This window comes from Arthrobacter sp. 05T442, assembly GCF_056395945.1.
On the sequence record NZ_JBFTKM010000007.1, the window covers coordinates 1 to 25419 of the forward strand.

The window sequence follows — 25419 nt, forward strand, 5'->3', positions numbered from 1 at the left end:
ACACCTTCCTCGTCCCGTGCGGCTGCAAATAGTACTCATGCATGAACTCACGGATCTCTTCACGCGTAAAACCCTTGCTATCAACGGCCATCGCCGGCTCCTTCAATCAACAGGTAATGAATGACTCACAACCAGCTTGACGATGAGGGAGCGTCACCCGAACCGCCGCAGGATCTGCGGGAGCGTCACCCGAACCGCCGCAGGATCTGCGGGAGCGTCACCCGAACCACCGCCGGATCTGCGGGAGCGTCGGGAGAGGGGGCTAGGCCTCGGCGGGCTCCTCGTACTTCGGGAAGGCCGGGGCGGGTGCAGGCAGGGCGGTGCCGGCCGCGATCGGCTCGGCGATAGCGGCGAAGTCGCGTGCCGCCCCCTCCGTCTGACCGAGGGTGTCGAGAATCGCCGAGGTCGCCGTCGGCATGACCGGCTGCGCCAGGATCGAAACGATGCGCAGCACCTCCAGCGTGACATAGAGGACCGTGTTCATGCGCTCGACGTCCGTCTTGCGCAGCACCCAGGGGGCCTGTTCGGCGAAGTAGGCGTTGGTGTCCCCCAGGACGCCCCAGATCGCCTCCAGCGCGCGGCTGAACTCCTGCTTTTCGAACGCGGCGCGGGAGATGTCGAGCAGGCCGTTGGCCTGGCCCAGCAGGGCGGCGTCCTCAGCGGAGAACCCGCCCGGGACAGGAACCTGGCCGCCACAGTTCTTGGCCACCATGGACAGCGATCGCTGGGCGAGGTTGCCGAAGTTGTTGGCCAGGTCCGAGTTCATCCGGCCCACGATCGCGTCATGGCTGTAGTTCCCGTCGGCACCGAAGGGGACCTCGCGGAGCAGGAAGAAGCGGACTTGGTCCAGGCCGTACTGGGCTACCCAGTCCGCAGGGGCCACGACGTTGCCGAGGGACTTGGACATCTTGACGCCCTGGTTCTGCAGGTGCCCGTGGATCATCACCCGCTTGGGCAGTTCCAGCCCGGCGGACATCAGGAAGGCGGGCCAGTAGACGGCATGGAAGCGGGAAATGTCCTTGCCGATCACGTGGACGTCGGCCGGCCAGTACTTCTGGAAGGACTCGGACTCAGTGTCGGGGAAGCCGACCCCGGTCAGGTAGTTGGTCAGGGCGTCAACCCACACGTACATCACGTGCTCGGGGTTGCCCGGGACGGGCACGCCCCAGTCGAACGAGGTCCGGCTGATCGACAGGTCTTCCAGGCCGCCCTTGACGAAGCTGATGACCTCGTTGAAGCGGCTGTGGGGAGCGCCGAAGTCCGGGTGCTCCGCATAGAGGGCCAGCAGCTGGTCCTGATAGGCGGAGAGCTTGAAGAAGTAGCTTTCCTCCTCGGTCCAGGTGACCTCGGTGCCGGTCTCGCTCGCGTAGCGCAGTCCGTCCGGGCGGACTTCGGTCTCGTCCTCGACGAAGTAGCGCTCATCGCGGACGGAGTACCAGCCGGCGTACTTGGAGAGGTAAATGTCCCCGTTGGATTCCATCCGCTGCCAGAGCGCCTTGGCCGCCTCGTAGTGGTCCGGATCCGTCGTGCGGATGAAGCGGTCGAGCGAGATGCCCAGGTCATCGCTCATCTGGCGGAACGCGGCGGAGTTCCGGTCGGCCAGTTCCTTGACCGGGATGCCTTCCTTTTCCGCGGTCTGCTGCATCTTGAGTCCGTGCTCGTCCGTGCCCGTCATGAAGAAGACGTCGAAACCGTCCAGCCGCTTGAAACGCGCCATGGCGTCGGTGGCGATGACCTCGTAGGCGTGGCCGATGTGCGGCACGCCGTTGGGGTAGCTGATGGCCGTGGTGATGTAGAACGGGGGTTTTTCAGAAGAAGTCACGGTCTAAACCTAGATCAGTTCGGTCAGGGTATCGCTCTGGCGGACAAGTTCGTGGTCGTGTGAAGCGACGAGCACGGCGATGCCGTCCGAGGTCGTGTCCTTGAGGATGCTGATGATGCGGTTGGCGGAAGCACGGTCCAGGCTGGCCGTGGGCTCGTCGACGACCAGGACGCGGGTGCCGAGGATCAGCGCCCGGGCGATCGCCACCCGCTGGCGTTCACCGCCGGAAAGCTGGGCCGGGCGGTGACGCATGCGCCTGCCCAGGCCCACGAGGTCCAGGAGGTCCTTGGCCATGTCGCGGCGCTTCTCGACCTCGCCATCGGGCACGGCCGGCAGCAGGACGTTCTCCAGCGCGCTCATCCCGTCAATCAGGGCACCGCCCTGGTCAACGTAACCAATGAGGGCCCGGCGGCGGTCGGCGATCTCGTCGTCGCCCATGGTTTCGAGGGAATCGCCCTCCCAGAACACGCGGCCCGACGTCGGCAGGGTCAGGCCCGCACCAACCGTGAGGATGCTGGTCTTGCCTGAGCCGGAACGGCCTGCGACACAGTGCATCTCACCGGCGTGCAGGGTCAAGTTGAAATCGTCCACCACGTTTACGGCTTCGGCGCCGCCCTTGCCTCCGCCGTAGTGGATGGTGATGTTGCTCAGTTCCAACGGGGTTGCGTGGTCCGCAGCCTTCACGATCGTGTTGGCGCGGGTCTTGTGTCCCCCGCGGCGGGTGCTTTCCGTCATCCGGTCGTGTGCCGCCCGGTCAAGGTTCAGCTCGTTAGTCATTGGACCACTTTCGTTGCAATGGGAATCCAGCAAAGTACAGCCACAAGACCGGCGAGAGCGGCCCAGAGTGCGGCATAGGGGGCGAGAAGGAGGCCGACGCCGAGGGCGCCCAGGACACCGAGCGGGAGTGCGACAGTTCCTACCATGGCATTTTCGAAGAAACGCACCTGGCCGAGCATGTCCGGGTTCCAGCCCATGGCCTGCAGCGTGCCGAGGTACTGGCGCTTGGCCTGCAGTTCGAAGCGTCCGGTGACCATGGTCAGCAGGAGCCCCACGGCCACGCCCGACAGGCCCAGGATGATGCTGGGCAGTGCGATGCTGGCCGCGGCCAGCCCGCTCAGCGCGCTGGCTCCGGCGGCCCGGGGGATGTCGATCAGCAGGGCCACGAGTCCGCCCACCGACGCCCCGAAGACGCCGACAGCGACGGCGAGGGAAATGGTGTTGAACTTGTTCGTGCTCAGCTGCCGGTTGGCGAAGGTGAGCGGGGAATCGACCGGGATGAGCCGTTCATCGTGCTGCGGTTCCTGGTCTACTTCGTCGCGGTGCCGCAGTTGCTGCGCCGCGATGTAGGCGGCGCCCACATACAGGACCAGGACCGATGCCGAGACGATGGCGGTTGCCGGGCTCCAGCTGACCAGGCTCAGGACAGTTCCGGCGACGGCCAGGAGGGCCGCGCCGACACCGAATTCGGCCAGTACCCAGGAGCGGATCTTGCGCTGGGTCCAGCCCATGGCCCGCAGGGTCCCGGCCTCGCTCCTGCGTTTGCGGATGTAGCTGACGGTCGAGGCGCCGGTCAGCAGCGCCGCTCCGCACAGGGTGAGGAAGAGCAGTGTCAGGTTGGTCCCGGTCAGGGACCCGGAGACCGCGTCAGCGGCGTCCTGGCGGACCCACGACTGCTGGACGGTGCCGAGCGGTGATTCCTTGCCGGCGTCGTCCTTGGAGTACCCCGGAACGGCGATGCTGGCGTCCTCGCGCGCTGAACCGGCGACGACCGTCGCCTGGAGTCCCATGCCGCGGATCTCGTTGGCTAGTTTCTCCACGTCCGGCTGCGCCTGCTTCCAGCTGCCGGGCACCTTGGCCCGGACGCGGACGGCGTCGATCACGTTGGCGTTCTTGTCGAAACCGCGGGCTGCCGCGAGGCCGTAGTAGTCGGTGATGGCGCCGGCGGACTGGCTGGCCAGGCCCGTGGCGCTCAGCGAGGGCTTGAGTTCAGTGTTCCCGGCGTCCTTCCCGGTGGCGTCCTTGGTCAGCGTGAACGGCGTCGGGTCGTAGCCGCCCAGGGGAAGCCGGTTGACGTCGCCTGCGGCCGCCTGGACCTTGGCGGGGTCGAATGTTCCGTAGACCATCGCGAGCGGGGTGGCCAGCTTCTTCCCTGTTTCGAGGTTCTCCCGGTAGGAGCGCTCGTCAACGGGGTCGCGCTGGGTCTGGTCGACAGGAGCGCCGTTGGCGCCCTTCTCGGGCAGCCGGTTCACGGTGACCCAGTCGCCCGGGGTGGCACTCTTGTCCACGGCGCCGTTGCCGGCGGTTTCGCCGTCTTTGTACTTGGGGGCGGCGGCGAAGTTGGTGCTCCAGGTGGCCGGGTTGTAGAGGCCCTGGCTGAAGGATCCGGTATCGCCCATCAGCTGCGACAGGTCCTTGGAGCCGGGCCAGGCCAACGCAAACGGCGACTTGGAGACGAACGGCAGGTAGTCCTTGTCAAGGGACCGTGTGGCTGTCCCGACGTCCTTGACGACCTTTCCGGAGTCATCGATTTCCTCGATCTTGACCGAGTATTTCAGGTCCAGGGAGGTGCCCGAGCGGACGATCAGCGGGATGGCCTGCGAGTCGTCAGTGAGCTGTCCGGCACGCTTGGCCTGCTGGTACTGGGTCATCAGGGGGGCCCAGTACTTGAGCTTGACGCCGAGGAAGTCCGGGCCTTCCTTCAGCTGGTCCATGCTGATGCCGCCGGTGAAGAGGCTCTCGAAGTGGCGGCCGATCGCGCCGGCGTTGCGGGCGTCGGCGGGCGGCGCCTTCTCCAGGGGTGCCAGGAAGTCACCTGCCGTGCCGAGCAGCGCCCGTTCGGAGACGGGGTCGACGGCGACGACGGACTCGGTCACCTGCGGTGCCATCGGCAGGGAGACGGAAAGGTCGAAGAGGTTGTGCTCGGAGCCGCCGGCGGGGGCGGGGAACTTGATGCCCGTCTCCCCTGCCGGGCCCTGGATGCGGACGTTCTTGCCGCCGGCGACCTGCTCTTCAACGAGCTTGGCCTTGCCGAGGGAGCCTTCGGCCGTCGTCTTGAAGAGGGTCTTGTCGGAGTGGCCGTCCGAGCTGACGGCGCTGGCGGTGAGCCGGTACTTCTTGGGCGAGTCGCTCAGGACCGACTCGGCGGCCGGCCATTTGCTGGGATCCGTGGCGGTCGGGTCCCCCGCGGTGCCGGCGAGTCCGGCGTTGAAGCCGAGGTAGTCGGTGGCGTCGAGCCGCGGGGACTCCAGGTTCTGGGTGACGCGGGAGACCAGGCTGATGGGCGCGGCAACGGAGGTGCCGGACAGCTTCCGGATGGAATCGAGCTGGTCGAAGCTGATGCCGCCCTGGCCGGTAGCGATATCCGGCTGCATGAGGCCGCCACTGCTGTCCGGCTTGGCCTGGACCAGAACGTCGTAGAGGCCCCGGGAGTTCTGGTCAACGGTCCGGTTCAGCGCCGCCTGGGACTGGCCCTGGACGAGGACGGACAGGCACATGGCCACGATCAAAATGGACGCGGTCAGCAAAAGCACTCTGCTTCTGATGAACCTCTGGACGGCGTTCATTGGGCTCCTGAAAGCTGGATTGCGTGCGCACGCCGCTGTTCATTTCCTGCGGAATTGAAGGCGTCCCCTGCCGGGCGTGCAAAAAGTAAAGGCCGGTCTGCCGGCCAAGATCCGAAATTCGGACCTAGCCATTGTACGCAGACCGGCCACTCATTCGTGGCCGCCGGCCGCGGCTGTGCCGCCGCCGGCGCCCGCGGCGGGGACTTCAGTCCTCGAGGTCAACCTCGCGGACCATCTCAGCGCCGATTCCGGCCTTGATCGCGTCAAGGACCTGCTGCGGAACGGAGCTGTCAATGGTGAGCAGAGCCAGCACCTGGCCGCCCTCGGTCTGGCGCGCGACCTGCATGCCGGCGATGTTGATGTTGTTCATGCCCAGGATGTGCCCGATCGTGCCGATGACGCCGGGGCGGTCCGCATAGGCAACCACCACGAGGTGCTCACTGATCGGGATTTCCACCTCGTAGCCGTTGACGCCGACGAGCTTCTGGATCTGCTTGGGGCCGGTCAGGGTTCCGGCCACCGAGATCTGGGTGCCGTCGCTGAGCGCGCCGCGCAGGGTCAGGACGTTGCGGTAGGACTCGGTGTCCGGCGTCGTGATGAGGCGGACGTTGATGCCGCGCTGTTCGGCGATCACCGGGGCGTTGACGTAGGAGACCTGCTCGGTCACGATGTCGGCGAAGATGCCCTTCAGCGCCGCCAGCTCCAGCACCTTCACATCGAGGGAGGAGATTTCTCCGGCCACCTCGACGTCGAACTGGGTGAGCGAGGCGTGGGTGAGCGCCGTGAAGATGCGGCCCAGCTTTTCGATGAGCGGGATGCCGGGGCGCACGTCAGGGGCGATGACGCCGCCGGCGACGTTCACGGCGTCGGGCACGAGTTCACCGGCCAGGGCCAGGCGCACGGACCTGGCGACGGAGACGCCGGCCTTCTCCTGCGCTTCGTCGGTGGACGCGCCCAGGTGCGGGGTCACCACGACGTTGTCGAGCTTGAAGAACGGCAGGTCCGTGCTGGGCTCCTTGACGAAGACGTCGACGGCGGCGCCGGCGATCTCGCCGGACTCCAGGGCCGCGTAAAGGGCTTCTTCATCCACGAGGCCGCCGCGGGCGACGTTGACGACGTAGGCGGTGCCCTTCATTTTCTTGAAGGCCTCGGCTCCGAGCATGCCGACTGTTTCCGGCGTCTTGGGCATGTGGATGGTGACGAAGTCCGACTGCGCGAGGAGCTCATCGAGCGTCACGAGCTGCACGCCGAGCTGCGCGGCCCGTGCGGAGGTGATGTAGGGGTCATACGCCAGGATCTTGGTGTCGAAGCCCTTAAGACGGGCTGCGACGAGGGCGCCGATCCGGCCCAGGCCGATGATGCCGATCTTCTTTTCGAACAGTTCGATCCCGGTGTACTTGGAGCGCTTCCACTCGCCGTCCTTGAGGGCGGCGCTGGCCTGCGGAATGTGGCGGGCCAGGCTGAGGATGTGGCCTACCGTGAGTTCGGCGGCGGAGACGATGTTCGAGGTGGGGGCGTTGACCACCATGACACCTGCCTGCGTGGCGGCTTTGATGTCGACGTTGTCCAGGCCGACACCGGCGCGGGCAATCACCTTGAGGTTCTTCGCGGCGGCGATGGCTTCGGCGTCCACCTGCGTGGCGGAGCGGACCAGGATCGCGTCGGCGTCGGCGATCGCAGAGAGCAGCTGGGAACGGTCGGCGCCGTCGGTCTGGCGGATGTCAAAGTCCGGGCCGAGGGCCTCGATCGTGGCGGGCGAAAGTTCCTCAGCGAGGAGTACTACAGGTTTGGTGCTTGTCACCGGTGACCTCTTTAGCTCTCTTGTATTTCAGGTGCGGATTTTGGTGAATCGTCGTGGTGCAGGTGGTGCGCTACAGAAGGGGGGCCGGACCCCAGTGCTGGTGTCCGGCCCCCCTTGCCGGTCAGTTGCCTTAGCGGGCTACCGATCCTTCGGTGTAGTCGTCTTCGTTCTTGATCCAGGAGAAAAGCTTGCGCAGTTCGCGGCCGGTGGCCTCGATCGGGTGGTCCTCACCCTTCTTGCGCAGCGCCTTGAACTCGGGAGCTCCGGCGTCCTGGTCGTCAATGAAGCGCTTGGCGAAGGTGCCGTCCTGGATGTCCTTTAGGACGGCCTTCATGTTTTCCTTCACGTGGGCGTCGATCACGCGCGGGCCGGAGACGTAGTCGCCGTACTCTGCGGTGTCGGAGACGCTCCAGCGCTGCTTGGCGATGCCGCCTTCAACCATGAGGTCCACGATCAGCTTGAGCTCGTGCAGGACCTCGAAGTAGGCAACCTCGGGCTTGTAGCCGGCCTCGGTGAGGACCTCGAAGCCGTACTGGATCAGCTGCGACGCGCCGCCGCAGAGGACAGCCTGTTCGCCGAAGAGGTCGGTTTCGGTTTCTTCGGTGAAGGTCGTCTCGATGACGCCCGCGCGGGTGCCGCCGATGGCCTTGGCGTAGGACAGGGCCAGTTCCTTGGCCTTGCCGGAGGGGTTCTGCTCGACGGCGATCAGGTCCGGCACGCCGCGGCCGGCTTCGAACTCGCGGCGCACGATGTGGCCCGGGCCCTTCGGGGCGACGAGGGCGACGTCGACGTCGGCAGGGGGCTTGATGTAGCCGTAGCGGATGTTGAAGCCGTGGCCGAAGAACAGGGCGTCGCCGGGTTGCAGGTTCGGAGCTATGTCCTCGGCGTAGACGTGGCGCTGGACCTGGTCCGGAGTGAGGACCATGATGAGGTCGGCTTCGGCGACGGCGTCGGCGACGTTCAGGACGCGCAGCCCCTCGGCCTCGGCCTTGGCGCGGGACTTGGAGTCTTCCTTCAGGCCGACGCGGACGTCAACACCGGAATCGCGCAGGCTCAGGGCGTGGGCGTGGCCCTGGGAGCCGTAACCGATGACGGCGACGGTGCGGCCCTGGATGATCGACAGGTCGGCGTCGTCGTCGTAATACATTTCAGTCACTGGGGTGTCTCCTTTGAATGGATTCGTAGGTGTTGCTGGTGTGGGAAAGCGGTTGGGGAACTCGGTGGTGCGGTACGGGGGCACGTTCCTACGCGGAGCGGAGGGCCCTGTCGCTCATGGAGCGGGATCCACGGCCAACGGCCAGGGTGCCGGACTGCACGATTTCGCGGATGCCGAAAGGCTCAAGCACGGAAAGCAGTGCCGAGAGCTTCTCGGGGTGGCCCGTTGCCTCGATGACCACCGACTCTGTGGAGACGTCGACCACTGAAGCGCGGAACAGGTCTGCAGCCTGGGTGACCTGCAGGCGTGTCGCGGCATCCGCACGTACCTTGACCAGGATGTGGTCGCGCTGTACGGACGATTCTGGGGTGAGCTCAACGATCTTGATCACGTTGACGAGCTTGTTCAGCTGCTTTGTGATCTGTTCGATCAGCTCGCCGTCGGCGTCGACGACGACGGTCATCCGGGACATGCCCGGAACTTCCGTCGGGCCGACGGCCAGGGAGTTGATGTTGAAGGCGCGGCGGGCGAAGAGGCTGGCGACGCGGGTCAGCACACCGGGCTTGTCTTCGACCAGAACGGACAGTGTGTGGCGGGTCATGTTCAGTCCTCCTCTTCCCATTCCGGGGTCATGTTGCGGGCAACCTGGATCTGGTCGTTGCTGACTCCTGCCGGGACCATCGGCCACACCATGGAGTTGGGGCTCACGACGAAATCGATGACCACGGGGCGGTCGTTGATTGCCAGGGCCTTCTGGATGGTGGCGTCGATGTCCTCGTCGCGTTCGCAGCGGAAGGAGGCGCAGCCGTAGGCGTCCGCCAGCTTGACGAAGTCCGGGATGCGGACGGTGTTGTGTCCCGTGTTGAGGTCGGTGTTGGAGTAGCGGCCCTCGTAGAACAGGGTCTGCCACTGCCTGACCATGCCCAGCGAGGAGTTGTTGATGATGGCCACCTTGATCGGGATCTTGTTGATCGCGCAGGTGGCGAGCTCCTGGTTGGTCATCTGGAAGCAGCCGTCGCCGTCGATCGCCCAGACCACACGGTCCGGTTCGCCGACCTTGGCGCCCATGGCGGCCGGGACGGCGTAGCCCATGGTGCCGGCCCCGCCGGAGTTCAGCCACGCGTGCGGGCGCTCGTACTTGATGAACTGGGAGGCCCACATCTGGTGCTGGCCGACGCCGGCAACATAGATGCCTTCGGGGCCGGTGAGGGCGCCGATGCGTTCGATCACGCGCTGCGGGGCGCTGAGGCCGTCCTCGGGTTCGGTCCAGCCGAGCGGGTAGGTCTCTTTGAGGTTGTTCAGGAAGGCCCACCAGTTGGTGAGGTCGGGGGTGCCGGAGGCCTCGAACTGGAGGCGCAGGGCATCGCTCAGTTCCGGGATGATCTCCTTGACCGAGCCCACGATCGGTACATCCGCCGTGCGGTTCTTGGAGATTTCCGCGGGGTCGATGTCGGCGTGAATGACTTTGGCGTTCGGCGCGAAGGACTTCAGGATGCCGGTCACCCGGTCATCGAAGCGGGCTCCGAGCGTGATCAGGAGATCGGACTGCTGCAGGGCGGTGACGGCGGAGACCGTGCCGTGCATGCCGGGCATGCCCACGTGCTGCGGATGCGAATCCGGGAACACGCCGCGGGCCATCAAGGTGGTGACCACGGGGGCACCGGACAGCTCGGCCAGCTCGCGCAGTTCCGCGGACGCGTGGGCTTTGACGACGCCGCCGCCCACGTAGAGGACGGGCTTGCTGGCGGCCGCGATCAGCCGGGCGGCTTCCCGGACCTGCTTGCTGTGGCCGCGGAGCACCGGGCGGTAGCCGGGGAGATCGATCTTCGGCGGCCAGGAGAATGTCATTTGCGCCTGCTGGGCGTCCTTGGCGACGTCCACGAGTACCGGTCCCGGACGGCCTGTGGAGGCAAGGTGGAAGGCCTCGGCCATGACGTGCGGGATGTCATTGGGGTCCGTGACCAGGAAAGAGTGCTTCGTGATCGGCATGGTGATGCCGACGATGTCCGCTTCCTGGAACGCGTCGGTGCCGATCACCCCGCTGGAGACCTGGCCCGTGATCGCCACAATCGGCACGGAGTCCATGTGGGCGTCCATGATGGCGGTAACGAGGTTGGTGGCACCCGGCCCCGAGGTGGCGATGCAGACGCCAACCCGTCCGGTGACCATGGCGTAGCCTTGCGCGGCATGGCCGGCTCCCTGTTCGTGACGGACCAGAACGTGGTTCATTCGGGAGGCCATCAAGGGGTCATAGGTGGGCAGGATCGCGCCACCGGGCAAACCAAAAATATCCTTCACGCCGAGTTCTTCGAGCGCGCGGACAATTGCTTCTGAGCCGGTCATCACCGTCGGGGGTACGACGTTGTTCGGCCCAAGGACAGGAGAGACGGCAACAGTGTCGACGGCGGCGTCAGCCGGGCGTTCGACGCGGTCCGAAGCCTTGGAGGCTCCAGCGGACTTCGTGGCCATCAGCGAGGGGCTGATCGGCGATCCTTTGCTCATCGGACTCTTCCTTTGTGGCTCTTCGGTGTGGATCTTCTGTGATCGTGGAACTGCTGGTAACGCCTGGTGCTGGTGGTACGGGTGATGCGGGAAATAAAAAAACCCCTCAGCCCGGGAGGCTCTTCGAGGGGTTGCGCGTGACGGTTTGTTACCGGTAAAGGCTAATGAGCCACGCGCCCGGTAAGGACGACGGAAGCATCTGCAGTGCTGTCGACTGCAGTGGCTCCGGCGGTAACGATCTCGATCATGCGTTCAGTTTTCCCTCTGAGTGAGACAGGTGTCAACGAGCCCGCCCCGAGTCTCACGATATGGACCCCATTGTCCACTGACTGAACGCCCTCCCAACTAGGTCGCAGCTAATGGCCGTTATGACCGCTCAAAACGGCCACAAGTGCGAGCTAGTTGGGTTCACGGGTTGATCTTCCCCCAGCGGCCGTGTCGCCGCTGGAGGCTGGGGCACTCGGCACTACCCGCAATACGCGCCGGTGGAGGCGCTGTGCACCAGCTTGGCGTACTTGGCGAGGACCCCCTTGGTGAACTTGGCCGGCAGCGGCTGCCAGCCGACCTTGCGGGCCTCGAGCTCGGACTCGTCCACCAGCAGGTCGAACGTGCGGGCCGCGATGTCCACCCGGATCCGGTCGCCGTCCTTGACGAAGGCGATCGGGCCGCCGTCGGCCGCTTCCGGGGCGACGTGGCCGATGCACAGTCCGGTGGTTCCGCCGGAGAAGCGGCCGTCGGTCAGCAGCAGGACATCCTTGCCGAGGCCGGCGCCCTTGATGGCGCCGGTGATGGCGAGCATTTCGCGCATGCCCGGGCCGCCCTTGGGCCCTTCGTAACGGATTACGACGACGTCGCCGGCCGCGATCTGGCCATTGTTGAGTGCGTCCAGGGCGCCCTGTTCCCGCTCGAACACACGGGCGGTGCCCTCGAAGACGTCGGCGTCGAAGCCTGCGGTCTTTACGACGGCGCCTTCGGGCGCCATTGAACCGTGCAGGATTGTGATGCCGCCCGTCTTGTGGATCGGGTTGTCCATGGCGCGCAGGACCTTACCGTCGGGATCCGGCGGGTTGATCGAGGCAAGGTTCTCGGCCACGGTCTTGCCGGTGACAGTCAGGCAGTCGCCGTGGATCAGGCCGGCGTCGAGCAGGGCCTTCATGATGACCGGCACGCCGCCGATCTTGTCGACGTCGGTCATGACGTAGCGGCCGAACGGCTTCAGGTCGCCCAGGTGCGGAATCTTGTCGCCGATGCGGTTGAAGTCCTCCAGGCTCAGGTCGACCTCGGCCTCGCGGGCGATGGCGAGCAGGTGCAGTACGGCGTTGGTGGAGCCGCCAAAGGCCATCGTGACGGCGATGGCGTTCTCGAAGGCCTTCTTGGTCAGGATGTCGCGGGCCGTGATGCCGAGACGGAGCAGGTTGACGACGGCCTCGCCGGACTTATGCGCGAAGACGTCACGCCGGCGGTCCGCGGAGGGCGGCGCGGCAGAACCGGGAAGGGACATGCCCAGCGCCTCGCCGATGCAGGCCATGGTGTTGGCCGTGTACATCCCGCCGCAGGCACCTTCGCCGGGGCAGATGGCCCTTTCAATGCGGTCCAGGTCCCCTCGGCTCATCTTGCCGGCGGCGCAGGCGCCCACGGCTTCGAAGGCGTCGATCAGGGTGACTTCCTTTTCCGACCCGTCCTCGAGCTTGACCCAGCCCGGCATGATCGAGCCGGCATAGAGGAAGACCGACGCCAGGTCGAGCCGGGCGGCTGCCATCAGCATGCCGGGCAGGGACTTGTCGCAGCCGGCCAGAAGCACCGAGCCGTCGATGCGCTCGGCCTGCATCACGGTCTCCACCGAGTCTGCGATGACTTCGCGGGACACCAGGGAGAAGTGCATGCCCTCGTGGCCCATGGAGATGCCGTCGGAGACGGAGATGGTACCGAACTGCATCGGGAAACCGCCGGCAGCGAAGACGCCTTCCTTGGCACCCTGGGCGAGCCGGTTCAAGGAGAGGTTGCAGGGAGTGATTTCGTTCCACGAGCTGGCCACGCCAATTTGCGGTTTGGCGAAGTCGTCGTCGCCCATGCCGACCGCCCGGAGCATCCCGCGCGACGGTGCGGCGTGAATGCCATCGGTGACGACCCGGCTGCGGGGCTTGATGTCCGGCTTGGTGTCTGTTGTTGTTTGGGTGTCCTCACTCATGGCTCAAAGTCTAGGGCGCCGTCCCGGACGCCAACGACCGAAAAAGGCTGATTAAGCGGAAAACCGGGAATATTTCGATCAAATAGTGGACTCTCGTCTCACCTGGTGGAATCGGAGCGGGCTTGCCCGGCTCAAAGACCCGGTTCCAGCGGGTTCCGGCACGCAGGTCCAGCACCACGGCAGGGAGGGTTGGTTCAGGTTTCCTGCCGCGGGCTCGGCCCTTCCCGTAGCGCCGTGGAGCCGTGCCGACGAGGGTGGACAGCCAGCTTGGGACGGACGTAACGTCAAGCAACGGCAACCTTGCCTTATGGACAGAAGGGCTCCGCCATGGACTGGATTGTCTGGCTCATCGTCATCGTCGTCATCGTCGCCGTCGTGTGGTGGCTGCTCAGCCGCAACTCCCGTAAGAGCGCGGGCGGCACCGCCACCGCCGGCTCCTCCGCCACAGCGGCAGCCATGGCGCCGCCCGCAAAGGCCCAGGCGGACCAGAAGCCACAGGGACGTGAGGCTCCGCCGCAGGCGTTCGCTGCCCAGGACCGGGTCCAGGACCGTGTCCAGGACCGGGTCCCGGGCCAGACGACCGCGGTTCCGGCCGACGACGCCGTCGCCGCCCACGAGATGCCCCCCGTGTCCGCTCCCGCAGCGGCGGACGACACCGTGGACACGACGGCGGCGGACACGACGGCGGCGGACACGACGGCGGCGGACACGACGGCGGCGGACACGACGGCGGCGGACGCCGCAGAATGGGAAACACAGTGGTCGGAGACCGCCCCCGCAGAAACTCATCCCGCCCCGGTGCACCACGAACCGGTCCGAGGCGACCATGGCTATGGAGCCCACGCCGCGGGGACGCACGCCGCGCAGACGCAGGCTGCCGAGGCCGAGGGCGCCGCGGAGCCGCCCGCGGCGGCCGGCATGCCGGTCCACCATCCCGAATACACCGAGCCCCACGCTCCGACCCTTCCCGGTGCGGAATCGGCCGCGGCCGAAGCCGCCGAGGCCGGCGGGGAATCGGCGGCGGCTCAATCGGCTCCGGCGGCGCCCGAAACCCAGGCCGCGCCCGAAACCCAGGCGGCGCCCGTGGCAGCGGCCGATCCGTTGCAGGCGGCAGCATCTTCCGCCGCGTCCGAGACCCTTGCGAGCCACACGGCGGAACCAGCGGGCCACCTGGCCCAGGACCAGCCTTACGGCGAAGGATCGGCAGCGCCGGCTGCCGACGGCAGCGGACCGGAGGGTTTCACAGTCAAGGGCAACGCGTCCTCGATGATCTATCACGACGAGACGAGTCCGGCCTTCGAGGAAACCCGGGCGGAGGTCTGGTTCCTTTCGCCCGCCCACGCCGAGGCCGCCGGCTTCCGGCCGCCACGCCGCACCCGTCAATAGCGGCGACGGGACGGCCTGCCGACAGCAGACGCCGCAGTTCGATGGGGGCCCGGACACGTGCCATCAGGGCGCTGGCTGCCGCCGCGGCACTCCTGTTCACGGCCTGCACAGGCGGCAATGGCACTCCCCCGCCAAATAGCCACTCCGCGACAGGGGGCAGCAACCCGGCCGGCGGTGCGCAACCGCGGCCGGCACCGCCGGCCGTCGCCGGCCGGATCGACGTCGGACTGCAGGAGCCGTGGTCATCGGTGTTCCTGCCGGACGGCACCGCCGTCATCTCCGAACGCGACACCGCCCTGCTCAAGTCTGTGAGCGGCGGGCACTCCGAAACGATCAGCCAGGTGCCCGGCGTCGTACCCGGAGGCGAAGGCGGCCTGCTGGGACTGGCACTTTCGCCGGAGTTCGCCACGGACCATTACCTGTACGCCTACTTCACGGCCGCTAACGACAACAGGATCGCCCGCTTCCGCCTTGACGGGAGCGGCGGGCAGCTGAAATTGGGGGCCCCGCAGGTCATCTTCCCCGGGATACCGAAGGCGGGCACGCACAACGGCGGAAGGATCCGTTTCGGGCCGGACGGATATCTCTATGTGGGTACCGGAGATTCGCAGCGGCGTGAGCAGCCGCAGGACAGATTGGCCCTGGGCGGCAAGATCCTCAGGCTCACGCCGGACGGCAGGCCCGCTCCGGGAAACCCCTTCGGAACTAATCCCGTATACAGTCTCGGCCACCGGAACGTGCAAGGACTTGCCTGGGACAGTGCGGGACGGCTGTGGGCCAGCGAATTCGGTCCCGACGTGGACGACGAGCTGAACCTCATTGTGCCAGGCGGAAACTATGGCTGGCCCGAGGTGACCGGCGCACCGCACCGTCCGGGCTTCCTGGACGCCAAAGTCGTATGGCCCTCGACGGCGGATTCGTCCCCCAGCGGACTCGAGATTGTCCGTGACACCGCCTATCTGGGCGCCCTCCGCGGGCAACGGCTGTGGGTCGTGGTCTTGGACGGGGAAACCGCCGGCAATCCTGTGGGCTATTTCACAGGAATGTACGGCCGTATCCGGAACGTTTCGCTCGCCCCGGACGGCCGCCTCTGGCTCCTCAGCAACGACCAAAACCCTGATTTCGTGCTGGTTTTGGACCTGCACGGCTAGCGGAGCACCTGCACCGGCCGCCGATTTCACACAACGTCCAAACTCGTGTAGAGTTTCATGTCGTTGCGGAGAACAACGAGGGAAATAAAAAGCCCCCGGATGAACGAAAACAACAGATGCACCTCTAGCTCAACTGGCAGAGCAATTGACTCTTAATCAATGGGTTCCGGGTTCGAGTCCCGGGGGGTGCACCACGGAGAAACCCCGTCTTCACCGGCCTAGCGGCTGGTGACGGCGGGGTTTTTGTTTTGCCTCGATTGGTCCCGAGACGATCCTTACGGGGTCAGCGGCATGACTTTTTATTCCAGCCCACAAGCCCGCAGGCACCCCCGACGGCGGCCAGTTCGCCAAGCGCACGGCTCTCGAGCCTGGCAGCGTCCTGTCCGCCACCCGGAGGGCACGGCTCCTGGTTGCGGCTATGGGCAACCCTGCGGTGTCGGCTGCTGGTAGCCGGGTAGCCAGCCGATATCGTTCCCGTCGATGGTCAGGTACGCGCTTGCGAAGAACTCCGCGTCCGGTGACCCGTCCTTACAGGCAGGACCTGTAGCGACCCAGACGTAGTTCGTGTAGAGGGGACCGGAGGAGCCGGGATCACCCACTGCGCCGACGTCACCGCCCGGGCCGGAGCCATTGGAGTCCCGGTATTGGAGGATAGTGATGTCAATCTCGTGGCTGGAGGCACAATTGACCTCTCCGGCACCGAAGAAGTGGTAGTCCGGTGCGGCGTGCCAGTTGTCGTAGGCCGGTCCAACTTTGATGAAGCAGTCACCCCATGTGTACCCCATGATGTCGACGAACGGACTGAGCTGGGAAGCATGCGGTACGCCTGCCTGGGCCGGAGCGACGCCGCCCAGCGAGCTGGCCGCGGCCAGGACGACTGTATTCAGAAGCCGGAGGATGTTTCGGGGGCTGCGCAGGGCCAACAAGGAGCCGCGGCGGGGGCCGGAGGCGCGGCGGGGGGAAGAGGGTCCATGGGTGCGAGCGAATGGTTTCATGGCTAAATCCTTTGCGTAGGGTCAAAAGCCGAGAATGCAGTATGGGGCGCCGTTGCCGAGCATGCTCACCGATATGTCGGTTAGCTGCTCCCAGGCCATTGACCCGTCGGGCCAGGTGTAGTGCACCCAGGCTTCGTTCGGGCCGTAAACGGCCTCATCGCCCGGGCGGATCCAGATCCATGCCCATTCAACATTGCCCGGAATGTTTTCGGCCGGGACACCCGCCGGATCGCTGGTCAGGACTGCGCCGGTCTTGATATTCCTCAGCGTCAGGACGACAGATGAGGGCTTGTTATCCATCCTCCAGGCATAAAGGTGGGTCCCTCGGGAGAACGACGCAGGGTCACACATCAGGCTGGAATGGAACTGATGTCCGAAGGGGTCGATGATGTCCGCGTGTGCGGGGCCGCCCGCCAGGCAGAAGCAGGCGGTGAGGAGAATGGCCGCGAGTATCCTGGCCTGCGCCAAGACGTGCCGCCGGCCAGTCCGTGGCGCGAACGAGTTACGCCAGGGTTGTTGGTGTTTCATGAGAAGGACCTTCAGGTGCGAGTGCAGTTTGGGGGCGGCGTATTCCGTGCCGCTGCTGCCGCTGTGGGTGACTATGGACCCCACCCTGAACCCCGGATCCTTCAGGTAACGACCGGGCCGCGGCGCCGCTGCACCTCTGGTGCAGCCATTGGCGTAATCGCCGTCCGCTCCGCGCTCCCCCGCAGCGGTGTGTCGTAAAGGTTTTGGATGGCTATTTTGAGGATCCTCACCTGAGCCTTTGAAGTCAATGGCTTTTGCGACCCGGACTGGTTTCGGCGCGGCAAGCACGCAGGAAGCACCTCAACTCCGGCCCGTGGCGCACTTCGCAGACTTCCTGAAATAGCTGCCCCGGCCGGCCCATCCTCCGGCTGTGACACGTCATCGTCCTTCCTCACGTACTGGCGCGCGCCTTGGGCAGGCGCGCCCCAGCACCCCCTGTGCCGCCTTTGGCTACGCAGGTTTTGGTCCGGGTGAATATGGCTACAATCAGATGATAAGTACGCTTGCTAAATTGCTTGAATGAGCACCCTCGGGATCCTTGCGATGCAGGCTCACGACCGCTCCTCTCCCGGCCCGGAACCCTGACCGAGTAACCCAGTGAAAGGCACACCCATGTTTCTACTGTTCGGGTTTAGAACCGTCCTGCGCGATTTGGCCGGCCGGATGGCCACGTGCCAGTACTGCCACCGGTTCGTTCAGCATGGCCTTCAGGAGCGGGCCACCAAACTTACGTTGTTCTTCCTCCCGATCTTCACGACGTCGAAGTCGTACCGCATCACGTGTTCCAACTGCGGGCAGAGCTCAACGATCAAGGCAAGGCAGAAAAACGCACTTCTCCGATAGCCGCGCTGAGAAGTACGCCTCGCAGTATCCGCGGCGCTCCCGGGTAGCCGGACTCGCCGCGCTTTCGCTCCCGCTCCGGCCGGTTCCTAAGCACGGGGCCCTATGGCCTTTCCTGCGGCTGGCCGGTATCGTGTGGCGGATCCATCCAGATGACCGGTGCGGATCGCGGGAGGTCGGCTGTGACCAAAGGAGATCGCTATGGGCGATGACCGGCAACTACCATTCGATCAGGGGACGGTCGAGCTCGTCCTGGTCCGTCACGGCGAGAGTCTGGGAAACTTAGCGGCCACGAACGCCGGGCTGTCCGGGGCCGAAGTGATCGATGTCCCTGCCCGGGACGCCGACGTCGATCTGTCCGCGGTCGGCTACGACCAGGCCATCGCCTTGGGGCGGTCCTTGAAGGGTGTCCCGGCCGAGCAACGCCCTGACGTTATCTGGTCCTCGCCCTACGCGCGGGCCCATAGGACGGCGGAGGCCCTCGCGCATGCTGCAGAATGGACCGTTCCGATCCTTCTCGACGAGCGGCTAAGGGACCGGGAACTTGGCATCCTGGACGCGCTCACCACAGCGGGCGTAGAGGCCCGGCTGCCCGGGGAAGCCACGCGGCGCAGATGGCTGGGGAAGTTTTACTACCGGCCTCCGGGCGGGGAATCGTGGGCTGACGTCGCGCTGCGGCTGCGGTCTGTCATCTCCGATCTCGAGCGTCAGCCAGGGTCGGCACGGATCCTTGTGGTCAGCCACGACGCCGTCATACTGCTCTTCCGCTACATTCTCGAAGGACTGTCCGAGTCGCAGTTGCTGGATATCGCCGCGACGTCCACCGTGTTGAACGCATCCCTCACGCGCTATGGCCGGTTCGACGGTCGCGGCCCGTGGACCTTGGAGAGTTTCAACGTCGCCGATCATCTTGCCGAGCAGGGCGTGGCCCTTACCGAACACGGGGGCGACGCCGATGTCCATCCGCGATGAGTTGCCCCGCGCCGTTCCGGTGACCCCGACTCTCCTGCGGAGCTGGCAGCTGCCTGCGCCCGGATCCGGAAAAGATGAACGCGGGTCTGTGCTGGTCATCGGAGGGGCACGGAAAACGCCCGGCGCCGCTTTGCTGGCCGGCACCGCCGCACTGCGGTCCGGAGCCGGACGCCTCACCCTTGCTGTCGCCGAATCCACTGCAGTGGCACTGGCCGTGGCACTGCCCGAGGCAGGCGTGATAGGCCTCCCGGAAACTTCCTCCGGCTCAGTCCGCGCCGCAGGCATTGAAGCACTGGAGGCGGAACTGGGTGCCGCCGATACGATCCTGATTGGCCCGGGACTGGATGATCCAGACGAAACTACAGGGCTTTTGCGAAACCTCCTCCGACGGGATGCACGTGCCGAGAGCTGGACGATCGTCATCGACGCCTACGCCCTCGGGATCCTGCCGCGCCTTGACCAGGAGATCCGTCCCTGGGCCGGGCGCCTGATCCTCACCCCGAATCCGACAGAATCCGGCCTGCTTCTCGGAGCGGACTTGACGGACCTCCGTACAGGCACCGCCGCGATCGCAGAAAGATACGGTGCCGTGGTCAGCTGCCAAGGCATCATCGCCCAGCCTGCAAACACGGGCCGGGACGATGCCACTTCGGCGGGTTGTTGGGAGATCACCACCGGATCCGGGGGTTTGGGAACCTCAGGGAGCGGCGATGTCCTTGCCGGCGCCATCGCCGGGCTTCGGGCCCGCGGCACAACAAACATTCAGGCCGCCTGCTGGGGCACGCACCTCCACGCCGCAGCCGGGGACAGGCTCGCCAGCAGAATGGGAAGCCCCGGCTACCTGGCGCGGGAACTGGCCGACGAGCTGCCGGCCCTGATGATGGAACTGAGCATCTGAACGCGCCAGGTCGCGGATCGTCCGATCTTCGGTGCCGGCGCCGGAAACCCCGTGCCCGCATATCCTCCGGGGTTGACGCAGTCGGCAACGCCTGGAAAGGACTCGGGAAGGGCGCCACTTCCGTCGTTCGTGCGGTACGTTATTTCTTTTCTTATGGGCCGAGCCGCCCCGGGCTGGTATCCAGAAGGAGGGTTTCCAGGTCCCGGATCTGTCCCAGGGCTCGTTCCAGCAGTCGCTGTATCTGTCCCTGGTCGATGGCCTGGTAGACGCCGGAGAGTACGGTGAGGGTTTTCCAGAGCAACAATTTGCCGGAGACCGCAGCGATGAGCGCTTCGAGCTCCAACTGGCCGGCAGCGCCGTCGCGGGAATGCGTCGGATTCAAGGGGTCCAAAGTGGCCAGGTGTGCACCGATCCAGGCCAGAGGCTTCTTGTGGCCCGGCAAGCCGGATTGCAGCTTCTCACAGATTTCCTCGAGCGCAGATTTGTCCTCGCCGACCTCTGCGGCAAGCCTGCTGAGCTCGGCCCCTTGAGCGGAACCCGCCCACGATTTGGCTGCCTGCTCGAACAGGCGTTCGCCTGCCGAGGCGGCCATCAAATGACTGTGCAGGTATCCGCGCAATGAATTATCGGCTACCGATTTATCAGCTTGCATGTTCGCGTTCATAAGTCGTCCTCCCGGGGATGTGATCACGTCGCTGAGCCCCTCCCGGAGCCGTTCCATGGGGTTGCATCTTTGCTGCGTTCCGCCCGGGCCGGATGCCGCGTGGCACGCCACCGGCAGCTGGCCGGCGCCTCAATCTGCCGGTTTTGTCCGGGCTCCGCGTTGGTGGTTGTCCAGCTTCTTCTCCGAATCCCGGCGCCGCTGGCCCACGGTGCGCATCGGCTGAGTCGTCGGCGTCCGCGGGTGCGCTTGACCCGGACCCGGAGCGTGTTCTTCCTCGCCGCCAGAAGCAGGACTGTTCGAACCGGACTGCGTGTTCTCGCTCATATACGCATCTTCCCATCCGGCACGCCCACCATGCCAGAGTCCGTTCCAGAGCCGCCTTTTCTGAGTCCGGTCGGAGGCCACGTGGTGCATCGTTTTCCCGGTTCCATAGGGACCGACAAGTAATCAACCACCAAAAGGTCTGTACTACTCCAAAGCATGCTGATAAAGCTTGATCCGGGCAACCGTCTGAACTCAGATCCAAAGAAGGAGTGACATGGGAATCGGGGACAACATCCGCAAAGCGGCTGAGAATGCCATGGAGAACGTAAGCGAGAACGAGCCGGACCCGGACCGGTCCGGAGACGCTGCCGCGAGGGACTCCCTCGCCGGCGACATGGCCCGCAAGATCGACCCCGAGCTGGGCACGCCGGACGCGGGCGAAGACGCGGCCGACCCGGATTCACGGGGATAATCCGGGTCCGGAAAGCGGCGACACCTGCCGTCGAACCAAGCGGCGAATGAACTGGAGAACAACCGTGGTTGACCGGATTGCAGAGATTTGGGGCACGAGAACCCCGTACCCGCGGGACGGACTATGGCCGGTGCGGGTGGACCAGGCCCTGCGTGAGGGCATCACCGAGGATGACGTCGAACGCTGGGTTCAGTCCGCCTGCGTCCTCTGCAGCAACGGCTGCGCGTGCGACATCGCCGTGAAGAACGGTGCAATGGTGGGCATCCGCGGCCGCGCGGGTGATCTGGTCAACCACGGCCGGCTGGGGCCCAAGGGCCTCTTTGCCAGCTGGCAGGGGATGTCCCACAAGGACCGTCTCACACAGCCTTTGATCCGCGAGAACGGCCGGCTCGTCGAATGCGACTGGGACACCGCGATGAACCGGATCACCGAGCGCAGCAGGCAGCTTCTGCTAGACCGCGGACCCCTCAGCCATGGTTTTTACACCAGCGGCCAACTGTTCCTCGAGGAGTACTACGCCCTCGCCGTCCTCGGGAAGGCCGGCATCGGCACCCCTCACATGGACGGCAACACCCGCCTCTGCACCGCGACGGCGGCGGCGGCGCTGAAGGAAACCTTCGGAGCTGACGGCCAGCCCGGAAGCTATACCGACATCGACAGTTGCGACGCGATCTTCCTCTACGGACACAACATGGCCGAAACACAGACCGTGCTGTGGTCGCGGGTGTTGGACCGCATCGCCGGACCTGACCGGCCCAAGCTCGTCTGCGTCGACCCCCGCGACACCGAAGTCGCCCGCCACGCCGACGTCCATCTTGCCGTCCGGCCCGGGACAAACCTCGCCCTGATGAACGCCCTTGTCCATGAAGTCCTGGCCAACGGCTGGCTCGATGAGCAGTACGTGAAGGCGCACACGCTCGGGCTGGCGGAACTCAGGGCCACAGTCGAGCCGTGGACTGCCGAAGCGGCCGCGGCGGTCTGCGACGTGAGCGCCGCCGACATCAGGGAAGCGGCCCGGATTTTCGGCACCTCGGCCCGTGTCCTGTCCACGGTCCTTCAGGGCTTCTACCAGTCGGCGCAGGCCACCGCAGCGTCCTGCCAGGTCAACAACCTGCACCTGCTCCGCGGGCTGCTGGGCCGCCCCGGCTGCGGAATCCTCCAGATGAACGGCCAGCCGACCGCGCAGAATAACCGCGAATGCGGGGCGGACGGTGACCTGCCCGCCTTCCGGAACTGGGAGAACCCCGAACACATCGAGGAACTCGCCAGGCTTTGGGACGTTGACTCCCTGACCATCCCACATTGGGCCCCGCCGACGCATGCCATGCAGATCTTCCGCTATGCCGAGCAGGGCTCCATCGAATTCCTCTGGGTCTCCGCGACCAACCCTGCCGTCTCCATGCCCGACCTCCCCCGGATCCGGAACATCCTCGCCAAGCCCGAGCTGTTCGTTGTGGTGCAGGACCTGTACCTGACCGAGACGGCCCAGGCCGCCGACGTCGTCCTTCCGGCAGCGGGCTGGGGTGAAAAGACCGGCACTTTCACGAACGTCAACCGGACCGTGCACCTCTCGGACAAGGCCGTTGAGCCGCCTGGAGAAGCGCGCAGCGACTTGGACATCTTCCTCGATTACTCCCGCCGGATGGAATTCACCACGCTGCACGGCGAACCGCTGTTGCCTTGGGCCGGTCCCGAGGACGCCTTTGAGGCGTGGAAGGAATGTTCCCGGGGCCGTCCCTGCGACTACACCGGGATGAGCTATGAACGGCTACGCGGCGGCAGCGGCATCCCGTGGCCCTGCAACGACGAGAACCCGGACGGGCGGGAGCGGCTCTACAGGGACGGAGTCTTCCCCACGGACCCGGACTACTGCGAAAGCTACGGGCACGAACTGCTCACGGGCGCCACCGTCGGACCGGAGGGTTTCCGGGCCAGCGCCCCGGGCGGACGCGCGATCCTGAAAGCCGCGGAGTTCCATCCCGCGCACGAGGAACCCGACGGCCAGTACCCGCTCCGGTATACGACCGGCCGCACCGCTTACCACTTCCACACCCGGACCAAGACCGGAAGGTCCCGGCCCCTGACCCAGGCCGCGCCCAGCGCCTGGGTGGAGCTTGGTCCGGACGACGCCGAGCGGCTGGGAATCCGGGAAGGCGACCTTGTCCGCGTGACGTCGCGGCGGGGACGGATCGAGGTCCCGGCCCGCGTCAGCGACGTCCGGCGCGGCACGGTTTTCGCCCCGTTCCACTACGGCTATTGGGACGGGGACGGATCACCCGGAGAACACCCGACAGCTGCGAACGAACTCACGCTCACTGAATGGGACCCGGTCTCCAAACAGCCCGTCTTCAAAAACGCCGCCGTGAACGTGGAGAAGATCGGCGACGCTGCCGGCCCCGCCCCGGCGCCGACTACAACCGCATCCCGCCCGTCCACCGCAGCGGGCGCCGAATCCGTGCGGCCGACCACCGGCGGCACGGACGCCGAAGCCACCGAGCGCGTCGGCGCAGCCCCGCCGCCCCGCTTCCCCGAGGCGATCAGGCGCGGTGGACAGGAGGGCAGGCCATGAACCTGACTATCTATCTGGGCATGCTGCACAAGGCCGAACAGACACTGTCAGATTCATTCCGCCAAGTGGCGGAGGGCCACGGGGCCGAACCCGACGTGCACTTCCTGTGCCATACGCTGGCGCACCAGTGCGATGAACACAGGCGGCTGCTGATCCCTCTCGTTCAGCGCTACGGCGAGGACAGCTCCGACAACGAACCCGAACGGCTCCACGCCGAAGGGCTTTCCACAACGCGCCAGGGCCCGGTCGGCCTACTGCGGGACCTTCAGGACCTCTACCTCCTTGCGAGCCTCGTCGACGTGACCTGGACCATGGTCAAACAAGCCGGGTCGGCCCTCCGCGACCGCGACCTCCTCGACGTCGTTTCCCGGTGCGACGCTGAGACCGCGGTCCAACTGCGCTGGCTGCAGACCCGGATGAAGCAGGCGGCGCCACAGGCGCTCATCGTGGCACGCTGAAGCGCTGCTATGGCTTCAGGACCACCTTGATACAGCCATCTTCCTTTTTCTGGAAAAGTTCGTAGGCGGCAGCGGCGCCGTCGAGGGAGACCTCGTGTGTTTTGAGATCCATCACGCCGAGCGGGTCCGTGGGATCTTCCACGAGCGGGAGCAGCTCGTCTGTCCACCGGCGGACGTTGCACTGGCCCATTCGGAGTTGGATCTGCTTGTCGAACATTGTGAGCAGCGGCATGGGACTCGCTGTGCCCCCGTACACTCCGCTCAGCGAGACGGTCCCGCCCCGACGCACGGAATCTATGGCGGCATGGAGGACCGTCATCCGGTCGACGCCGGCAGTCTCCATGGCCTTCTTGGCCAGTGCGTCGGGCAGGAGCCCCACCGCATGCTGTGCAAAAGCGCCGACGGGCGAATGATGCGCTTCCATACCGACAGCGTCGACCACCGCGTCCGGGCCCCTTCCGTCGGTCATATCGCGAAGCTGGTCACCGACGTCTTTCGTGAAGTCGATCGTTTCCACTCCGTGCCGCTCCGCCATGCGGCGGCGTTCCGGAACCGGTTCGACGGCGATGACCCTCCGGCCCAGGTGGCGGCCGACCCGGCTGGCGAACTGCCCCACCGGCCCAAGCCCAAAGACGGCCAGTGTCCCGCCCGCAGGGACGTCCGCGTATTTCACTCCCTGCCAGGCTGTGGGAAGAATATCGGAAAGGTAGAGGTACCGTTCATCGGGCAGTTCATGCCCCACCTTTATGGGTCCGTAGTCGGCGTGGGGCACGCGCAGGTACTCTGCCTGCCCGCCGGGGACCGACCCGTAAAGCTCGGAGAACCCGAACAGGCTCGCCCCGCTACTGTGGGAGTGCACCTGGGTGGTCTCACACTGTGACTGCAAGCCCTGTTTACACATCCAGCAATGGCCACAGGAAATGTTGAACGGGATAACCACTCTGTCGCCCGGCTTGAGGTTCGAAACTCCCGAACCGACCTCCTGAACGACACCCATGGGTTCGTGGCCCAGGATGTCGCCGGCGTTCATGTACGGCCCGAGGACCTCGTACAGATGGAGGTCGGAACCGCAGATCGCCGACGACGTGATCTTCACGATCGCGTCCGTCGCCTCCTGGATCACCGGATCCGGAACTATCTCCACGCTGACCGACCGCTTTCCCTGCCAGGTAAGTGCCCTCATGTCCGCT

General features: G+C 65.8%; 20 protein-coding genes and 1 tRNA gene. 9 read left to right on the plus strand and 12 right to left on the minus strand.

Features of this window, described 5'->3' with window-relative positions:
* Positions 1-262: 262 nt before the first annotated feature.
* From metG to ilvD, 8 genes are all read right to left on the minus strand, one after another.
* Positions 263-1822, minus strand: coding sequence for a methionine--tRNA ligase (gene metG, locus AC1DES_RS08820; RefSeq protein ID WP_476895327.1), 1560 nt, complete (start codon positions 1820-1822; stop codon positions 263-265).
* Between the two features lie 9 nt (positions 1823-1831).
* Positions 1832-2599, minus strand: a complete 768-nt coding sequence (locus AC1DES_RS08825; protein ID WP_476895328.1) for an ABC transporter ATP-binding protein — start codon at positions 2597-2599, stop codon at positions 1832-1834.
* Positions 2596-5385, minus strand: a complete 2790-nt coding sequence (locus tag AC1DES_RS08830; protein ID WP_476895329.1) for an ABC transporter permease — start codon at positions 5383-5385, stop codon at positions 2596-2598. Before AC1DES_RS08830 ends, AC1DES_RS08825 begins: the two co-directional genes overlap by 4 nt.
* A gap of 205 nt (positions 5386-5590) precedes the next feature.
* Positions 5591-7186, minus strand: coding sequence for a phosphoglycerate dehydrogenase (gene serA, locus AC1DES_RS08835; RefSeq protein ID WP_476895330.1), 1596 nt, complete (start codon positions 7184-7186; stop codon positions 5591-5593).
* 130 nt (positions 7187-7316) lie between these two features.
* Positions 7317-8342: a ketol-acid reductoisomerase gene (gene ilvC, locus AC1DES_RS08840; protein WP_476895331.1), complete on the minus strand. Its 1026-nt coding sequence runs from the start codon at positions 8340-8342 to the stop codon at positions 7317-7319.
* An 88-nt stretch (positions 8343-8430) separates the two neighbouring features.
* Positions 8431-8943 (minus strand): acetolactate synthase small subunit, encoded by a 513-nt coding sequence (ilvN, locus tag AC1DES_RS08845; RefSeq protein WP_476895332.1) that lies wholly within the window; start codon positions 8941-8943, stop codon positions 8431-8433.
* Between the two features lie 2 nt (positions 8944-8945).
* Entirely contained in the window at positions 8946-10844 is a 1899-nt protein-coding gene (locus AC1DES_RS08850) for an acetolactate synthase large subunit (protein ID WP_476895333.1), read from the minus strand.
* 466 nt (positions 10845-11310) lie between these two features.
* Entirely contained in the window at positions 11311-13032 is a 1722-nt protein-coding gene (gene ilvD, locus AC1DES_RS08855; RefSeq protein WP_476895334.1) for a dihydroxy-acid dehydratase, read from the minus strand.
* A gap of 327 nt (positions 13033-13359) precedes the next feature.
* Here ilvD and AC1DES_RS08860 point away from each other — a divergent pair, with 327 nt between their 5' ends.
* The 3 genes from AC1DES_RS08860 to AC1DES_RS08870 all read left to right on the plus strand — a co-directional run bounded on the left by AC1DES_RS08860 (position 13360) and on the right by AC1DES_RS08870 (position 15763).
* Complete coding sequence (locus tag AC1DES_RS08860; protein ID WP_476895335.1) at positions 13360-14418, plus strand: sunset domain-containing protein; 1059 nt, start codon at positions 13360-13362, stop codon at positions 14416-14418.
* Positions 14419-14459: 41 nt separating this feature from the next.
* Positions 14460-15569, plus strand: a complete 1110-nt coding sequence (locus AC1DES_RS08865; RefSeq protein ID WP_476895336.1) for a PQQ-dependent sugar dehydrogenase — start codon at positions 14460-14462, stop codon at positions 15567-15569.
* Positions 15570-15687: 118 nt separating this feature from the next.
* Positions 15688-15763, plus strand: a tRNA-Lys gene (locus tag AC1DES_RS08870).
* Positions 15764-15985: 222 nt separating this feature from the next.
* Here the strand turns inward: AC1DES_RS08870 and AC1DES_RS08875 are convergent.
* Both AC1DES_RS08875 and AC1DES_RS08880 read right to left on the minus strand, forming a co-directional pair.
* A complete protein-coding gene (locus AC1DES_RS08875) occupies positions 15986-16564 on the minus strand; it encodes a hypothetical protein (protein WP_476895337.1) in 579 nt (192 codons plus the stop codon).
* Positions 16565-16585: 21 nt separating this feature from the next.
* On the minus strand, positions 16586-17092 hold the full coding sequence (locus AC1DES_RS08880; RefSeq protein ID WP_476895338.1) for a hypothetical protein: 507 nt from the start codon (positions 17090-17092) through the stop codon (positions 16586-16588).
* A 663-nt stretch (positions 17093-17755) separates the two neighbouring features.
* Here AC1DES_RS08880 and AC1DES_RS08885 point away from each other — a divergent pair.
* The 3 genes from AC1DES_RS08885 (at position 17756) to AC1DES_RS08895 (ending at position 19802) form a co-directional block, all read left to right on the plus strand.
* Positions 17756-17935, plus strand: coding sequence for a zinc-ribbon domain-containing protein (locus AC1DES_RS08885; RefSeq protein ID WP_476895464.1), 180 nt, complete (start codon positions 17756-17758; stop codon positions 17933-17935).
* A 198-nt stretch (positions 17936-18133) separates the two neighbouring features.
* Positions 18134-18904 carry a histidine phosphatase family protein gene (locus AC1DES_RS08890; protein ID WP_476895339.1) on the plus strand — a complete coding sequence of 257 codons (771 nt, stop codon included), beginning with the start codon at positions 18134-18136 and terminating at the stop codon, positions 18902-18904.
* On the plus strand, positions 18888-19802 hold the full coding sequence (locus AC1DES_RS08895) for an NAD(P)H-hydrate dehydratase (protein ID WP_476895340.1): 915 nt from the start codon (positions 18888-18890) through the stop codon (positions 19800-19802). Before AC1DES_RS08890 ends, AC1DES_RS08895 begins: the two co-directional genes overlap by 17 nt.
* A 151-nt stretch (positions 19803-19953) precedes the next feature.
* On the opposite strand, the gene AC1DES_RS08900 is transcribed toward AC1DES_RS08895, so the two are convergent.
* Entirely contained in the window at positions 19954-20466 is a 513-nt protein-coding gene (locus AC1DES_RS08900) for a hypothetical protein (protein WP_476895341.1), read from the minus strand.
* Positions 20467-21004: 538 nt separating this feature from the next.
* Here AC1DES_RS08900 and AC1DES_RS08905 point away from each other — a divergent pair.
* The 3 genes from AC1DES_RS08905 to AC1DES_RS08915 are packed head-to-tail and all read left to right on the plus strand — an operon-like array spanning position 21005 to position 24229.
* A complete protein-coding gene (locus AC1DES_RS08905; RefSeq protein ID WP_476895342.1) occupies positions 21005-21202 on the plus strand; it encodes a hypothetical protein in 198 nt (65 codons plus the stop codon).
* Between the two features lie 46 nt (positions 21203-21248).
* The gene (locus AC1DES_RS08910; protein ID WP_476895343.1) at positions 21249-23771 is read left to right on the plus strand and encodes a molybdopterin oxidoreductase family protein; all 2523 of its coding nucleotides are present in this window, start codon (positions 21249-21251) and stop codon (positions 23769-23771) included.
* Entirely contained in the window at positions 23768-24229 is a 462-nt protein-coding gene (locus AC1DES_RS08915) for a hypothetical protein (RefSeq protein WP_476895344.1), read from the plus strand. The genes AC1DES_RS08910 and AC1DES_RS08915 overlap by 4 nt, the downstream gene beginning before the upstream one ends.
* A gap of 7 nt (positions 24230-24236) precedes the next feature.
* Here the strand turns inward: AC1DES_RS08915 and AC1DES_RS08920 are convergent, their stop codons facing one another.
* The gene (locus AC1DES_RS08920) at positions 24237-25412 is read right to left on the minus strand and encodes a zinc-dependent alcohol dehydrogenase (RefSeq protein WP_476895345.1); all 1176 of its coding nucleotides are present in this window, start codon (positions 25410-25412) and stop codon (positions 24237-24239) included.
* Between the last annotated feature and the right edge of the window lie 7 nt (positions 25413-25419).